Origin of the sequence: Chitinophaga sp. S165 (assembly GCF_003182155.1) — a bacterium.
Classification (GTDB): domain Bacteria; phylum Bacteroidota; class Bacteroidia; order Chitinophagales; family Chitinophagaceae; genus Chitinophaga.
Genome location: NZ_QGTG01000002.1, coordinates 1,267,780 through 1,283,306, shown reverse-complemented (window position 1 = coordinate 1,283,306; position 15,527 = coordinate 1,267,780). Strand labels below are relative to the sequence as shown.

Here is a 15,527-nt window from a genome sequence, read left to right as displayed (position 1 = left end):
ATTACAAGACCAATTCAAATACTAAGAATCTATAGTTATGTCCGCAAAAAGACGCACTATTCGCATATCATTTCTATGGCTGTTGACACTATTATTGCCTGTACTGGCCCAGGCACAGCTGAACGGCTCTTATATTATCGGCGGTAAGATCACCGGAGACAGAGGAGAGCCGCTTATAGGCGCCACTGTTCAGATCAAGGGAACTTCCTTCGGCGGACAAACAGACACCACCGGACGCTTCGACATTACTGCCAACACTAAATTCCCCCTTAAACTGCAGGTACACCTGCTGGGATATCAGACCCAGGAATTTGAAGTAAAAAACAGCAACAGCCGGCTCCAGTTCCAGCTCGTAACACAGTCACTACTTGTGAATGAGGTAGTAGTATCAGCCTCCCGTCAGCAGGAAAAACTGATGCGCTCTCCGGTAGCCATTGAAAAGTTGGATGTAAAAGCACTGAAAGAAACCCCGGCAGCTTCCTTCTACGACGCCATCGGTAATCTGAAAGGTGTTCAGATGACCACCGCTGGTCTGACCTTCAAAGTTTTCAATACACGTGGTTTCAACGTGCCGAATAACTTTCGTTTCATGCAGCTGATAGATGGTGTGGATAACCAGGCCGCAACACTTGGTGTGCCTTTAGGAAATGCGATCGGCCCCACTGAACTGGATATACTGAGTATTGAGGTGACGCCTGGTGCTTCTTCCGCATTATATGGTATGAACGCCCTGAACGGCATGTCAAACCTTATTACCAAAAATCCCTTCCAGTACCAGGGTGTTAGTGTATACCAGAAAGTTGCCTTCAACCACTTTGACGGTAAAGGCAACTCTCCGAAACCGATCTCAGAAACATCCGTACGTTATGCACAGCCGCTCAGCAAAAAGCTGGCATTCAAAGTGAACTTCTCCTACATGGAGGGTACTGACTGGTATGCCGACAGCCATAACGATTTCAATCCCGGTAGCAAGGCGAATCCTGATTTCCCACAGCTGACCGGCGCTGACAATACAGCAAATGATGCCTGGAACAAATATGCAGACCAGAGCTCATTCCCTATTACAGACAAATTTGGCAAATCTTATAACGTATCCCGCACCGGCTACTGGGAGAAAGATCTGGTAGGTGATTATAAAGTGAAGAACCTGAAATTTGACGGTGCCCTGCATTATAAGATCACTCCTAAAGTTGAGGCGTCCTATACTTACCGTGTAGGTAAAATGGATGGATTCTTCCAGCGAGGTAACCGTATCGGGCTGAAAAATGTAGTGGTACAGAATCATAAGGTGGAAGTAGTTGGGCAGGATTTTACGCTGCGCTCTTACGTTTCTCTTGAAAATACCGGCGATTCCTACAATATGAACCCGCTGGCAGATAACCTCGAGAAGTCTTTCAAAACAGATAAAAAATGGCAGGCCGATTATACCACAGCCCTGAATAATGCACTGGACGCAAGCGGCAGCAATATAGCTGAAGCTCACAGGGCCGCACGTGCAGCCGCTGATGCTGGTCGCTGGACACCAGGTACAGCGGCCTTTGACGCCCAGCTGGCCAAGATCAAGAGCATTAATGACTGGGACATCTATCCTGTATCCAAAGACAGTACCAATAAAAGCGGTGGCGCTGCCCTGTTGCAGATGAGCCGTTTCTATCATGCAGAAGGTACATGGAACCTCCGTAAATACATTCACTTCATGGATGTACTGGTGGGAGCAGATTACCGTACTTACGAGATCATCCCTGATGGTAACAACTTCGTGGACCTGACCAAACCATTGGATAAACGTAATACACCAGGTGGCAAAAATATCTGGTATGGAAAAACCGGTGGGTTCGTACAGGGCAGCAAGGTACTGTTTCACGATCAGCTGAAACTGACTGCGTCCCTCCGTTTCGACAAAAGCCAGCAGTTCGAAGGAAAGTTCAATCCACGTGTAGCTGCAGTGTATACTACTCCTAACCAGCGTCATAACTTCAGGGCTTCCTGGCAGAACGGGTTCCGTTTTCCTTCCCTGTTTGAAGCCTATTCCTTCGTGAACAACGGCGGCGTAAGACGTGTAGGCGGACTAGGTTTCATAGAAGAAGGACTGGGATATTTCAGGAATTCTTACCTCACCTCCAGCGCTACAGCATTTACTACAGCAGTGAACAAAGCGACCAATGCAGATCCTACCCTGACCAGGGATGAGGCGGAGCAACGGAATGCCAATATACTGAAAGTGGCCAACCTCGAAGCGATCAAACCTGAACAGATCCAATCATTCGAAGTAGGCTACAAGAGCGTATTGTTTGATAATAAGGTGTTTGTAGACATCGATGGATATTACAATACTTACAAGAACTTCATCGGTCAGGTAGAAGTAGCTGTACCTCAAACAGGTAATGTGAATAATCCTACCCAGGAAGTATTAAGGCAGATGTATGACAAACAATTCCAGAACCGCTATCGTGTATGGACAAACAGTAAATCTACTGTTCAGAACTACGGTTTTGCGCTGGGTGTTACTTACAACTTCCTGAAAACATTCACCATCAGTGGTAATGCCAACTACAATGCGCTGGCACAGGACAAGACCAAAGATGACGCCCTGATCCCAGGCTTCAATACGCCAAAATGGTTCACCAATGTGAGCCTGGGTAACAGAAGAGTGGCAAAAAACCTGGGCTTCAATGTGGTATGGCACTGGCAGGAGAAGTTCTACTGGCAGAACCTGTTCGGTAATGGCGATGTACCTGCTTACAGCACAGTAGATGCACAGGTAACCTACGGTTTGCCTAAACTGCACACTGCCGTGAAAGTTGGTGGTTCCAATATCTTCAATACTTCCTATTTCCAGTATGTAGGCGGCCCGACTATCAAAGGATTGTATTATGTTGCTATAACATATGATCTGCCTTTCAAGAAATAAGCGATTAAAATATTAAAAGAACCCGCCGGGCAAATTGGCTGCTACCGGCGGGTTTTCTTTTTTATTCCGGTGGATTTTCTATCCTTGCTACAGACCTTTCCACTATTTATAAGATTATTCCGCACATTTTAATCCTCCGCATTTGGATATCCGATGATTTCGCCCTACCTTAGTCTATAACATCTATAGACTATATAACTGAAGTAATACATGTCGCACAACGAGGAGATAGACCAACTTGAAAAAAAGTACGCTACGGTAGAACGTCAGGAGATACTGATTGACCTTGTCAATGAGGAGAACCAACGTAAGCCGGCTTTGTGGTTGCTGATCGGTATTATTGCCGTTGTAGCAGTCGCCGGGATAGGAATTCTGTCGTATTATAATACGTCTGCGGCCACGCATACCCGGATTTTCGAGTTTACCCAGGCGCTCTTCACAAAGGAACTGCTGTTCTATATACTGGTAGGCCTGGCGGCGCAGACCGTAGATGGAGCATTAGGTATGGCGTATGGCGCCACATCTTCTTCATTGCTATTGGGACTGGGCATTCCGCCTTCTATCGCAAGTGCCAGTGTTCACGTGGCAGAGGTATTCACAACCGGCGCATCAGGCATTTCCCATTTTCGCTTCGGTAATGTGAACAAGAAACTGTTCCTCTACCTCCTGGTACCTGGTATGATCGGTGCTGTCAGCGGGTCATTACTGCTTTCTAAAATGAACGCCCTGTCAAGTGGAGTTCCCTGGTTGTCTTACTTTAAGGAAGAGAATATAAAACCTTTCATCAGTGCTTACCTGCTTGTGTTAGGCGCTATTGTATTGCGGAAAGCATTCCTGCCTAAAAAGGCCAAAAGCAAAACAAAACGTCTGGGTTCCCTGGCATTCTTTGGTGGCTTTATGGATTCTTTTGGTGGCGGAGGTTGGGGACCAATCGTAACATCTACCTTATTGAGCAAAGGCCGTACCGCACATTATACTATTGGTTCTGTAAATGCTGCAGAATTCTTTATCTCCCTTTCCAGTGCAGGAACGTTCCTACTTTTCGGTGCAATTGCCGGCTGGCCGGTTATTATAGGATTGATCATAGGCGGTGTGATCGCTTCTCCTTTTGCAGCTATTCTGGTAAGAAAGATTAAACGTAAGCCGTTGATGATCCTCGTAGGTTCACTTATCATACTCTTGAGCCTCCGCACTATTATTCTTACACTCACACATTGATATAAACCGGCTTCCGGTTAAATATAAACGGGTATCTATTCGCATAGATACCCGTTTATTATTTTGTCTCTTTGAGCAGATACTTACTTAATCTCACCTACCATATCGATCGGGTTTACCCAGGCATCAAATTCTTCTGGTTTCACATATCCCAGTTTCACTGCCATTTCTTTCAGGGTAGTACCTTCTTTATGGGCTGTCTGCGCGATCTCCGCTGCCTTGTAGTAACCGATCTTCGTATTCAGTGCAGTTACCAGCATCAGGGAATTATCCACGTGCTTCTTAATGTTCGCTTCTATTGGCTCGATACCCACAGCACATTTATCATTGAAGCTTACGCAACCATCGCCGATCAGACGGGCTGAGTGCAGGAAGTTGTAGATCATTACCGGCTTGAACACGTTCAGTTCAAAATGACCGGTAGCACCGCCGATGTTGATAGCCACATCATTACCCAGTACCTGCGCAGCGATCATAGTCAGTGCTTCACATTGGGTAGGGTTTACCTTACCTGGCATGATAGAAGAACCTGGCTCATTGTCCGGGATGTGAAGCTCCCCAATACCGGAACGTGGGCCAGAGCTGAGCATACGGATATCGTTCGCGATCTTCATCAGGCTTACGGCCACAGTTTTCAATGCACCGTGCGCTTCTACAATAGCATCGTGTGCTGCCAGCGCTTCGAATTTGTTTTCAGCGGTGATGAAAGGCAGGCCTGTCAGCGTAGCAATATGTTTTGCTACATTCTCAGAATAGCCTTTTGGCGTGTTAATGCCAGTACCTACTGCTGTACCGCCCAGAGCCAGTTCGCTCAGGTGTTCAAGCGTATTTTTGATTGCTTTCAGACCGTGGTTCAGCTGAGAAACATATCCGCTGATCTCTTGTCCAAGCGTAAGAGGCGTAGCATCCATGAAGTGGGTACGGCCGATCTTCACAACATTTTTGAAAGCAGCTGCTTTGGCAGCAAGGGTATCCCTTAACTTTTCGATACCCGGAATAGTGGTCTCGATCAGCATTTTGTATGCAGCAATGTGCATAGCTGTAGGAAAAGTATCGTTGGATGACTGTGATTTATTCACATCGTCATTCGGGTGTATCACTTTATCTTTATCAGACAGCTTACCGCCGTTGATCACGTGCGCACGGTAGGCTATCACTTCATTCACGTTCATGTTTGACTGGGTACCTGAACCGGTCTGCCAAACTACCAGCGGGAATTCGTTATCCAGTTTACCAGCCAGTATTTCATCACAAGCCTGACCAATCAGTGTTGCTTTTTCCTGGGACAGTACGCCAGCGTCAAGGTTAGTCAAAGCAGCTGCTTTTTTCAGGTAAGCAAACGCCTTGATAATTTCCTTCGGCATCCTGTTGATATCCTGAGCAATCTTGAAATTGTCGATAGAACGTTGAGTTTGAGCACCATAGTAAGCATCTACAGGTACTTTCACTTCGCCCATCGTGTCTTTCTCTATTCTATATTCCATATGCTTGATTTTTTGCGGTACAAACGTACATATGAATTACGAAAAATCAATTACGAATCGGGAATTCAATGTCGTTTATACACAAATAAAATATACGCTTCCTTCCGGAACCATGTGTTTGATCCGGCCACTTTAAACAAACACGACTATTGAGTGCTTGTTATTCCCCCACAAACCTCGGTGCCCTTTTCTGGATAAATGCCTCGGCTCCTTCCTGCAGATCTTTTGTAGCGAAACAGGCGCCGAACTCATTCAGCTCCATTTCAAAACCATCTACACTATTGTCCAACGCGGCATTTGCGCACTTGATCACGCGAGCAATGGCCAGCGGTGCTTTAGCATGTATTTTCTGCAAAAGCTCGGTCGATTTCAGCAGCAGATCGCCCGGTGCTACCACATAATTGACTAAGCCCCATGCCAATGCATCTTCCGCATTGATCATATCGCCGGTCATCATCATTTCGAGCGCCTTTCCTTTGCCTACAAGAGCGGTTAACCGTTGTGTACCTCCATATCCGGGAATTAATCCCAGGTTAACTTCCGGTTGCCCGAATCTTGCATTGGTTGCAGCTATCCTGAAATGGCAGGCCATTGCCAGCTCGCACCCACCACCCAGCGCAAAACCATTTACTGCTGCAATAATAGGTTTGGGGCAATCTTCAATATGTTTGAAAACTACCTGCCCTTTCTTTGCCAGCTCCATACCCTGTTCATCAGACAAGGCAAGGAATTCCGAAATATCAGCTCCCGCTACAAAAGCTTTCTCACCTTTGCCCGTAATCACTGCGCTCCTGATCTCCTTGTTCGTATATACCTCGTCTATCGCCAACGCCAGCTCCTTCATGACTTCCTGGTTAAGGGCGTTCATTTTATCAGGTCGATTGATATAAATGAAGAGGATATTATCGGTGAGTTCAGTTTTGATAGTATTGTACATGAGATCCGGTTTTTGTTGGAGGACTAATTTATTTTATTTTCTGACAATAACCGGTGGTATTATTTTAACATTACAACAAAAGCACATAATATACCTCACCTTCCAGGCCGGCAACAGCACCCAGCTCAGAAAACACGCTATCAGCAAGGATTCCCAAAGAAAATCTGATTTGAGAGAACAAGCAGAGAAGAAGGGTAGAACAAGCGGAGAAGACGCATAGAACAAGCGACGGCGAAGCAAGGTCGAAGAAAAAGCGGAAAAAGGATTATTACGGAATGTTAAAATAATACAGGAGTATAGGAAAAACGATAAAAATCGGGAATGACGAATAACCTGTTAAACATCCATTAACATTATTCGTCATTCCTAATTTAAGCCTTATCAGGCATTATATCAAGTAGTATTATAATGAAGCTCATCGTGTGCCTTAATGCTACTTCTTGTGGCGTTGCTGAAAACGTTTATGCTTTTCTTTCCAGTGTTTATGATCAGGCCATCTGCCAAAGTCATAACTGAGCGTTACAAAGAACAGTTTAGCGTTCAGGTCTTTATATGGAGTAGTAGTACCTCCTACCAATGACTCCTTATATTCTTTATTGAAAAAGTTATTAGGATAATACTGCACCTTCAGTCCGAAACCTGGACTCATCCTCAGGCCTGCAAACAGCGAAGGCATGAGCAATGGAGTACGATCGCTGAACCATTCGTTGAACTTCTCCTTTTTATCTCCGTTGATGAATTTCTTCTCTTTATAATTGAAGGCAAGGTCATAAGATCCACCGGCAAAGAAAAAGAAAGAACCTCTTCTCAGGTCGCCGATCTTGAAACCCAACGGTATACCCAGTGTGTATACACGGCGTTTCAGCTTTACGGAGTCTTTGTCGTCTTTTGTGATAAGCCCTATATTCTTGAGGTTCAACCCGGTAAAAATGCCGAAGTTTCGCCCAAAGTCATAGTTAAAGTTATGGCCGACATTAAAAAAGAAAGTAAACCGGGGGATGTTATGTACCCGGCTGCCCGCATCCCTGATCTCATCACTGAAAGATAACAGGGGGCCATCTCCGCCCCAGGTAATATATGGGCGTTTGCTATGGCTATGAGGCGGATACCGGCTCAATATCATCTTCTTCCATACAGATTTCGCTTTGGTAGTATCTGTATCCTTATCCTGGGAGAATGCGTTTAACTGCAACAAACAAAGCAGCAATGGGATCAGGTAGAGTTTCCGTTTCATATATCTGGTTCTGTTTTAATCGGGTGGTCCTATATATTATACAAAGACGACCGGGCAGGAAAAAGGTTTCAAAACGTGGCTGATTTTTAGAAATTCCTGTGGGCTGCGACCCAATCTGTGATATACGTGGCAATATCTTCTGTACGGGTACCGGGAGGAAAGAGTTTTCCAACGCCGATCTCATTCAGTTCCGACATATCGGTTTCCGGTATGATGCCGCCACCGGTAAGTAATACATCATCCATCCCTTTTTCTTTCATAAGGGTCATAATACGTGGAAAAACCGTCATGTGTGCGCCCGACAGGATGCTAACGCCGATAGCGTCCACATCTTCCTGGAGTGCTGCGCTGACCACCATTTCGGGGGTCTGACGCAGTCCGGTATAGATCACTTCCATACCGGCATCCCTCAGGGCTGCTGCAATCACTTTGGCGCCTCTGTCATGACCGTCCAGTCCGACTTTAGCCACCAGCACACGTACAGGACGTTGTAGGGGGTTGACCATAATCTACAGGTTGTTAAGTTTGTAAATATAAGTTTTTTGATCAGTCTACCACCGGCTGCGACCAATCCTGCCCTTACTTCCTGATCCGGTCTGTGGACTTTTCACTACCTTTGCCGTCCGAAATATATTAAACTTTATGAGCGAAGAAAGGACCCTCAATTTTCTGGAACAGATCGTAGAAGAGGACATTGCCAACGGAGTTAATGGCGGCAGGGTGCATACACGCTTCCCTCCCGAACCAAATGGCTACCTGCATATCGGGCATGCCAAATCCATCTGCCTCAACTTTGGCCTTGCACAGAAGTACAATGGTAAAACCAACCTCCGTTTTGACGATACAAATCCCGTTACGGAGGATACTGAATATGTGGATTCCATTAAAGCCGACATCCAATGGCTGGGTTTTGAGTGGGCCCAGGAACTGTATGCGTCCGATTATTTCGAACAGATATACAACTTCGCTGTACAACTGATAAAGAATGGACTGGCCTATGTAGATGATTCCACTCCGGAGGAGATCGCGATTTCCAAAGGAACACCTACTGAACCCGGTAAAGGCACTCCTTACCGTAACCGCAGTATCGAGGAGAACCTCGACCTGTTTGCACGTATGCGTAAGGGAGAGTTCAAAGACGGAGAGAAAGTATTGCGCGCAAAGGTAGACCTGGCGTCTCCCAACATGCATATGCGCGATCCGATCATCTATCGTATCAAACATGCTCATCACCATCGTACCGGTGATAGCTGGTGTATATATCCGATGTATGACTTTGCCCATGGTCAGAGCGACAGCATCGAAAACATTACGCATTCCGTTTGTACGCTTGAGTTTATTCCGCACCGTCCGCTGTACAACTGGTTCATCGAGCAACTGGCAATATTCCCATCTCACCAGTACGAGTTTGCACGTTTAAATCTTACCTATACGGTAATGAGCAAACGTAAACTGTTACAGCTGGTGAATGAGAAATACGTTAGCGGCTGGGATGATCCACGTATGCCCACTATCAGCGGTCTGCGCCGCCGTGGTTACACAGCTGCCAGCATCCGTGCATTCTGTGAACGCATTGGTGTACAGAAACGTGATAACATGATTGACGTGAGCCTGCTGGAATTCTGTATCCGCGAAGAGCTGAACAAAACAGCTAATCGTGTGATGGCAGTATTGGACCCGGTGAAACTGGTGATCACTAACTATCCGGCAGATCAGGTAGAAGAAATGACCGCTGAGAATAATCCAGAAGATCCGAATAGCGGTACACGTACATTGCCATTCAGCAATACCCTGTACATTGAGCGTGAAGACTTCATGGAAGAGCCTCCTAAGAAGTTCTTCCGTCTGGGACGAGGTTTAGTGGTACGTCTGAAAAATGCCTACATCATCAAAGGCGAAAGCTTTGAGAAAGATGCCGATGGTAATATCACTACCATCTACGCAACATACTTCCCTGAAAGCAAAAGCGGTGGAGATACTACCGGACTGAATGTGAAAGGCACCATCCACTGGGTAAGTGCTGCACATGCGGCTACTGCAGAGGTAAGACTGTACGATCGTCTGTTCAAAGTAGAAGATCCGGGCAATGAAGAAGGTGATTTCAAATCGTATATCAATCCCGATTCTTTGCAGGTCATTAAGAATGCTTATATCGAGCCTAGCTTACTGAAAGCCAAGCCAGGTGATCGCTTCCAGTTCCTGCGTAAAGGTTATTTCAATGTGGACACGGATAGTACTGCTGACAAGCTGGTATTCAACCGTACTGTAACGTTGAAGGATACCTGGGCGAAAGAGGCGAAGAAAGGATAATCAATAATAAATGCATTCATAAAAAAATAAGCCGTATCAATTGATACGGCTTATTTTTTATAGTAATACACCTTATGCATTGATTGCATCCAGGCCTTTAATGATCCTTGCAATAGTCTCATGTTTACCCAGCGTCTCTGCAATATTGAACACCGGAGGACCGAACTTACCACCGCATAACATGATACGGAAAGGCAGTTGCAATTCTCCCGGTTTAATATTCTTAGATGCCGCCAGTGTTTTAAAGCTCTCTTCCAAAGATACTGCTGTGAACTCCGCATGATCTTCTACTACACCCGCCCAGTCACGGAAAAACTGTGTCTTATCGTCATTCCACTTAGGCTTTACAGCTGCAACATCAAAGCTTTCAGGCTGCTGGAAGAAGAAGAAAGCATGTTCCCAGATATCGTTCACGAAGTTGCAGCGTTCCTTTACCAGGCCGGCTATTTTCGCCACGTATTCCAGGGATGCATTTACGTCTTTCTCTTTCAATACAGGAGCAAACAACTCCGCTAAACGGTCGTTATTTGCCTGCAGCAGGTATTGGTGATTGAACCATTTTGCCTTGTCGAAATCGAACTTAGCACCGGCTTTATGTACACGATCGATGGAGAAACGTTCGATCAGTTCTTCGATAGTAAAGATCTCCTGACCGGAGCCGTCATTCCAGCCGATCATGGCCAGCATATTCACAAATGCCTCAGGCAGGAAACCGAGCTCACGGAAGCCTTTGGTCATTTCATTACTCTTAGGGTCTGTCCAGTTCATGGCATACACCGGGAAACCTAATCTGTCGCCATCACGTTTGCTCAGCTTACCATTGCCATCCGGCTTCAGGATCAGCGGCAGGTGAGCCCAGTTAGGCATCTGTGCTTCCCATCCCAGGTATTTCCATAACAGAAGATGTACAGGCGCAGAAGGTAGCCATTCTTCGCCACGGAAAGCATGGGTGATCTTCATCAGGTAATCATCTACCACCACTGCGAGGTGATAAGTAGGCATACCGTCAGCTTTCAGCAACACTTTATCATCAACAGTACTGGTGTTGAACTGTACATGTCCGCGGATCATATCAGTAAAGCCAACTTCTTCATTTTGTGGCATCTTGATACGAATTACGTGTGGTGTACCTTTCTCAATCAGGTTGGCAGTTTCTTCGGCAGGCAGGCTGATGGAATTACGCATCTGCTGGCGGGCGGCAGCATTATATTGCGGATTAGGGTTCTCCGCAGTTTTCAGTTTAGCGCGCATTTCCTCCAGTTCCTCGGGAGTATCAAAAGCATAATAAGCATAGCCATCTTTCACAAGCTGTTCGGCATACTGGCGGTACTGCGCTTTACGTTCACTCTGGCGATAGGGAGCATAGGGGCCACCTACGTGCGGACCCTCATCCGGGTTCAATCCGCACCAGCGAAGGCACTCTATGATATATTCTTCCGCGCCAGGCACGTAGCGGGTCTGGTCTGTATCTTCAATCCTCAACACAAACTCACCGTTGTGCTGCTTTGCAAATAAATAATTGAATAGAACCGTGCGTACACCTCCGAGGTGCAGGCCACCTGTTGGACTGGGCGCAAAGCGTACCCTTACTTTCTGTTGTTGCATGGCGCAAAGGTAAAGAAAGATTTTAGCTACCTTTATTTTTCAATCTCTACATCCATGTTTTATCTTACGAAAACACCTGCATTGCTAAAAGCACTGTATAAAAGCTGCACCTGGAACTTTTCCCCGGCCAGGCCATCCGTATATCTGACATTCGATGACGGCCCCCATCCTACGGCCACTCCATTCGTGCTGGAACAGCTCCGTAAATACGAAGCGAAAGCTACTTTCTTTTGTATAGGTAAAAACGTTATTGATCATCCTCAGATCTATCAGCAGATCCTGGAAGAAGGACATCATACAGGCAACCATACCCATAACCACCTTAACGGCTGGAAAACAGGGACGGAGAAATATATTGAGAATATCCTCGAAGCCCGGAAATATGTCAATTCCCCTTTATTCAGGCCTCCCTACGGGCGAATCACTCCTTTTCAGATCAAACACCTGAAAAAGGTCATTCCAAATGCACAGGTCATCATGTGGGATGTATTAAGTGCTGATTTCGATACGGAAAGAAGCGGAGAAGACTGTGTGCAGAATGTAGTGTTCAAGGCAAAGGCAGGGTCTATTATAGTCTTCCATGACAGTACGAAGGCGTGGGACCGGCTGGAGTATGCCCTCCCACGTGTACTCGAGTACTTCAGGAAACAGCAGCTGAACATGGAAGCGATCCCTTACTAGAACATAACTAAAAATAGAAAAGCCCGGGTGATATGCCCGGGCTTTCTTTATGAATTATTATTGCTTATTTAGGCAATTTGATGGCTTTGATCTTATCACCCAGGTCAATAGTAGCTGAATCATCACAGATACCATTACCATAGTTGATCGTAGCACTAACACCATTTACGGTAACCAGCGCTTTACCTTTACCGATCCATGGGCACTCTACTTGTCTTTCCAGTGCATCTGCTTCATTTACAACAATAGAAGCGCCAATACCTCCGGGATATACCAGGGAATCCGTACCGGTGATCTTGAAGATATCATCAGTTACATCTCCCAGGGTAGCGGTACCTGAAGTCTGGGTAAGTGTAGTATTGCTGATGAAGCTTACCATTACTGAATCAAGTGTCACAGTACCGTCGGTCACAACAGAAGTGTATTTATATAAACTGCCGGTGCTGACATTGGTGATGGTCTTGGTACCGGTAACCTTCACATTATTTACAGTGTAGGTCAATGGTTTGATAGTGATCACGGAACCAGGATAGAAGAAATAACCGCTGAAAATAATCTGGATATTACCTGCACGTACACGGCCGGTGTTATCTGCACAACCTGCGCCAAAACGGAGCAGAATGGTTTTAGGCCATTGGTCATCCATCACATCATCAATATCGTAGTTGAAGCAGCCGATCCCTAATTTTGCGCTTAATTTATCAATGGCAGCTTTGCGGCCGGTTTCATTATAACCAGCGTCTGCACCTATCTCCAGCGCGATACCAAAGAGATCATCGTATATCCCGCTTACAACCGCCTGGTCAGCAGCAGCAGTGATCGTTGCATTATCGCCTTTATTAGTATCGATATCGGCAGTATCTGTAGCCGATTTGGTACAGGCGAAGAATAAGGTTACCATCAATAGCAGGACTATGACACCTGCGAAGATACGGTTAAAGCAAAAGTAGCCTTTCATAGAATAGTATAGTTTTAAATGAGGTTTTCCGGCCGTACTTTTGTATGTACGGATTTAGCTAAAATATAAATATTATACAAATATAATATTTTTACAAATCCAATAAAAATATTTAATATCTTATAAATGAACTGGATTGACACACATGCCCATCTGTATGGGGAGGACTTTTCGGCAGACAGGACAGCAATGGTGGAGCGGGCGTTGACAGCGGGCGTATCCAGGTTATACCTCCCAAACATTGATAGTACTTCTATAGATGGCATGCTGGCTTTGGAAGACCAATTCCCTGAAAACTGCTTCGCCATGATGGGCGTACACCCCTGTTACATCAATGAGAACGTAGAACAGGAGCTGGCCGTGGTACGGGAATGGCTGGCAAAGAGGCCATTCAAAGCCATTGGAGAGATCGGGCTTGATTTTTATTGGGACACCACTTACCGGGAACAGCAGTACAAGGCCTTTCGCAGTCAGCTGGAAATGGCCAGAGAGTATAGTCTGCCGGTTGCCATCCATAGCAGGGAAAGCACCCGCGAATGCATCGACGAAGTAAAAGCTTTACAGGACGGCCGGTTGTCAGGCGTCTTCCATTGCTTCTCAGGCACTTTGGAAGAAGCAAAAGAGATCATTGATCTGGGCTTTTACCTGGGCATCGGAGGAGTAGTAACATTCAAGAAGTCCGGACTGGATAAGATCCTGGAAGATATAGACATGCAATACATCGTGCTGGAAACCGATGCGCCTTACCTGGCCCCCGTACCGTATCGCGGAAAAAGGAATGAAAGCGCCTACATTCCGCTGATCGGTGAAAAGATAGCAGATGTAAAAAATCTAAAAATAGCGGATGTAGCTGCAATTACAACAAACAACGCGCTTAAATTATTCAAAACACACTAACCTTTTAGGCGGTACATTTGCAGGCAATTTGGAACAGCAGCATCAATGAGTAAAATCCTGATTATTTATACAGGGGGCACAGTTGGGATGATCTACGACGAGAAAACCAAAGCCTTGCGTCCTATCGGGTTTAATGAAATACGTAACAATCTTCCTGAATTATACCGGATGGGGATTGACTTTTACGTATACGCCTTCAATCCTCCTATCGATTCTTCAGATATGCAACCGGAGATATGGGTGGAAATAGCCTCTATCATAGAAGACCGGTATGACCGGTACGACGGTTTTGTTATCCTGCATGGTTCTGACACCATGTCTTTCACGGCTTCAGCATTAAGTTTTATGCTGGAGAACCTGTCTAAGCCAGTCATCCTGACCGGGTCACAGCTGCCCATCGGCAAGATCCGTACCGACGCTAAAGAGAATATCATTACCGCCATGGAAATAGCCGCTACCCGCCACAATGGTCAGGTAGTCGTACCGGAGGTATGTATATATTTCGACTTCGCTCTCTTCCGGGGTAACCGTTCCAAGAAGTATAACGCCGAAAAGTTCGAAGCGTTCTACTCAATGAACTACCCCCCGCTGGCAGAAGCAGGAATTGACATCAAGTACAAAACGCAGGTAGTATTACCCTCTCCGGAAAAACCGTTGAAAGTCCATAAGCACCTGGACGATAATGTGACCGTTCTGAAGATGTTCCCAGGCATTACCCGCAAGGCAGTGGAAGCAATACTCAACGTAACAGGCCTCCGGGGCGTTATTTTGGAAACATTCGGTAGCGGTAATACCAACACCCAGCCCTGGTTCATTGAGAGCCTTAAAAAGGCTATTGACAAAGGCGTGGTGATCGTGGATATCACACAATGTGACGGTGGATCTGTTGAACTGGGAAAATATGAGACAAGCCAACCCCTGCAGCAAATAGGTGTGATCAGCGGACATGATATGACCTTCGAAGCGGCCATTACAAAACTGATGTTCGTACTAGGCCAGAACCTGGACCTCGAAGCTACCAAAGCGATGATCGAGGCTCCTCTGAGGGGAGAATTAACGACGAATACCCACGACTGGGAGACTATATAAATTTATTTTTGATAATACAGGGGAAAGCAATATCTTTGCAACCCTGAATTAAAATCAACCGGAGAAGTGCAGGAGTGGTTGAACTGGCACGCCTGGAAAGTGTGTAAACTCGAAAGGGTTTCAAGGGTTCGAATCCCTTCTTCTCCGCTAAAAGTTTAATGGGACTGTCTCAAAAGTAATTGAGACAGCCCCATTTTTGTTTT

12 protein-coding genes and 1 tRNA gene are annotated in these 15,527 nt (G+C 45.9%); 7 read left to right on the top strand and 6 right to left on the bottom strand.

Features of this window, described 5'->3' with window-relative positions:
* The first annotated feature begins 37 nt into the window (after positions 1–37).
* On the top strand, positions 38–2,911 hold the full coding sequence (locus C7475_RS13470; RefSeq protein WP_110053855.1) for a TonB-dependent receptor domain-containing protein: 2,874 nt from the start codon (positions 38–40) through the stop codon (positions 2,909–2,911).
* A 210-nt stretch (positions 2,912–3,121) separates the two neighbouring features.
* Positions 3,122–4,129 (top strand): sulfite exporter TauE/SafE family protein, encoded by a 1,008-nt coding sequence (locus C7475_RS13465; protein WP_199236219.1) that lies wholly within the window; start codon positions 3,122–3,124, stop codon positions 4,127–4,129.
* Positions 4,130–4,212: 83 nt separating this feature from the next.
* On the opposite strand, the gene fumC is transcribed toward C7475_RS13465, so the two are convergent.
* From fumC to C7475_RS13440, 4 genes are all read right to left on the bottom strand, one after another.
* Positions 4,213–5,613: a class II fumarate hydratase gene (fumC, locus tag C7475_RS13460; protein ID WP_110053854.1), complete on the bottom strand. Its 1,401-nt coding sequence runs from the start codon at positions 5,611–5,613 to the stop codon at positions 4,213–4,215.
* A gap of 160 nt (positions 5,614–5,773) precedes the next feature.
* Positions 5,774–6,550: an enoyl-CoA hydratase/isomerase family protein gene (locus C7475_RS13455; protein ID WP_110053853.1), complete on the bottom strand. Its 777-nt coding sequence runs from the start codon at positions 6,548–6,550 to the stop codon at positions 5,774–5,776.
* A 433-nt stretch (positions 6,551–6,983) separates the two neighbouring features.
* Positions 6,984–7,784 (bottom strand): outer membrane beta-barrel protein, encoded by an 801-nt coding sequence (locus tag C7475_RS13445; RefSeq protein WP_110053851.1) that lies wholly within the window; start codon positions 7,782–7,784, stop codon positions 6,984–6,986.
* An 86-nt stretch (positions 7,785–7,870) separates the two neighbouring features.
* On the bottom strand, positions 7,871–8,290 hold the full coding sequence (locus tag C7475_RS13440; protein ID WP_110053850.1) for a cobalamin B12-binding domain-containing protein: 420 nt from the start codon (positions 8,288–8,290) through the stop codon (positions 7,871–7,873).
* A 136-nt stretch (positions 8,291–8,426) separates the two neighbouring features.
* Here C7475_RS13440 and C7475_RS13435 point away from each other — a divergent pair, with 136 nt between their 5' ends.
* Positions 8,427–10,094 carry a glutamine--tRNA ligase/YqeY domain fusion protein gene (locus C7475_RS13435; RefSeq protein ID WP_110053849.1) on the top strand — a complete coding sequence of 556 codons (1,668 nt, stop codon included), beginning with the start codon at positions 8,427–8,429 and terminating at the stop codon, positions 10,092–10,094.
* A gap of 72 nt (positions 10,095–10,166) precedes the next feature.
* Here the strand turns inward: C7475_RS13435 and gltX are convergent, their stop codons facing one another.
* Positions 10,167–11,699, bottom strand: a complete 1,533-nt coding sequence (gene gltX, locus C7475_RS13430; RefSeq protein ID WP_110053848.1) for a glutamate--tRNA ligase — start codon at positions 11,697–11,699, stop codon at positions 10,167–10,169.
* Between the two features lie 54 nt (positions 11,700–11,753).
* On the opposite strand from gltX, the gene C7475_RS13425 reads away from it, so the two are divergent.
* Entirely contained in the window at positions 11,754–12,380 is a 627-nt protein-coding gene (locus tag C7475_RS13425; RefSeq protein ID WP_110053847.1) for a polysaccharide deacetylase family protein, read from the top strand.
* Between the two features lie 64 nt (positions 12,381–12,444).
* Here C7475_RS13425 and C7475_RS13420 read toward each other — a convergent pair whose 3' ends face one another.
* Positions 12,445–13,338, bottom strand: a complete 894-nt coding sequence (locus tag C7475_RS13420; protein WP_110053846.1) for a hypothetical protein — start codon at positions 13,336–13,338, stop codon at positions 12,445–12,447.
* Between the two features lie 126 nt (positions 13,339–13,464).
* Between C7475_RS13420 and C7475_RS13415 the strand changes: the two genes are divergently transcribed.
* From C7475_RS13415 to C7475_RS13405, 3 genes are all read left to right on the top strand, one after another.
* The gene (locus tag C7475_RS13415; protein WP_110053845.1) at positions 13,465–14,235 is read left to right on the top strand and encodes a TatD family hydrolase; all 771 of its coding nucleotides are present in this window, start codon (positions 13,465–13,467) and stop codon (positions 14,233–14,235) included.
* Positions 14,236–14,280: 45 nt separating this feature from the next.
* The gene (locus tag C7475_RS13410; RefSeq protein ID WP_110053844.1) at positions 14,281–15,324 is read left to right on the top strand and encodes an asparaginase; all 1,044 of its coding nucleotides are present in this window, start codon (positions 14,281–14,283) and stop codon (positions 15,322–15,324) included.
* A 60-nt stretch (positions 15,325–15,384) separates the two neighbouring features.
* Positions 15,385–15,471 (top strand) — tRNA-Ser (locus C7475_RS13405).
* The last annotated feature ends 56 nt before the right edge of the window (positions 15,472–15,527 follow it).

Bases quoted from the DNA above. Each gene is read 5' to 3' on its own strand.
- C7475_RS13465 (WP_199236219.1), top strand. From the start codon at position 3,122: ATGTCGCACAACGAGGAGATAGACCAACTTGAAAAAAAGTACGCTACG.
- C7475_RS13420 (WP_110053846.1), bottom strand. From the start codon at position 13,338: ATGAAAGGCTACTTTTGCTTTAACCGTATCTTCGCAGGTGTCATAGTC.
- fumC (WP_110053854.1), bottom strand. From the start codon at position 5,613: ATGGAATATAGAATAGAGAAAGACACGATGGGCGAAGTGAAAGTACCT.
- C7475_RS13435 (WP_110053849.1), top strand. From the start codon at position 8,427: ATGAGCGAAGAAAGGACCCTCAATTTTCTGGAACAGATCGTAGAAGAG.
- C7475_RS13410 (WP_110053844.1), top strand. From the start codon at position 14,281: ATGAGTAAAATCCTGATTATTTATACAGGGGGCACAGTTGGGATGATC.
- gltX (WP_110053848.1), bottom strand. From the start codon at position 11,699: ATGCAACAACAGAAAGTAAGGGTACGCTTTGCGCCCAGTCCAACAGGT.
- C7475_RS13440 (WP_110053850.1), bottom strand. From the start codon at position 8,290: ATGGTCAACCCCCTACAACGTCCTGTACGTGTGCTGGTGGCTAAAGTC.
- C7475_RS13415 (WP_110053845.1), top strand. From the start codon at position 13,465: ATGAACTGGATTGACACACATGCCCATCTGTATGGGGAGGACTTTTCG.
- C7475_RS13425 (WP_110053847.1), top strand. From the start codon at position 11,754: ATGTTTTATCTTACGAAAACACCTGCATTGCTAAAAGCACTGTATAAA.
- C7475_RS13445 (WP_110053851.1), bottom strand. From the start codon at position 7,784: ATGAAACGGAAACTCTACCTGATCCCATTGCTGCTTTGTTTGTTGCAG.
- C7475_RS13455 (WP_110053853.1), bottom strand. From the start codon at position 6,550: ATGTACAATACTATCAAAACTGAACTCACCGATAATATCCTCTTCATT.
- C7475_RS13470 (WP_110053855.1), top strand. From the start codon at position 38: ATGTCCGCAAAAAGACGCACTATTCGCATATCATTTCTATGGCTGTTG.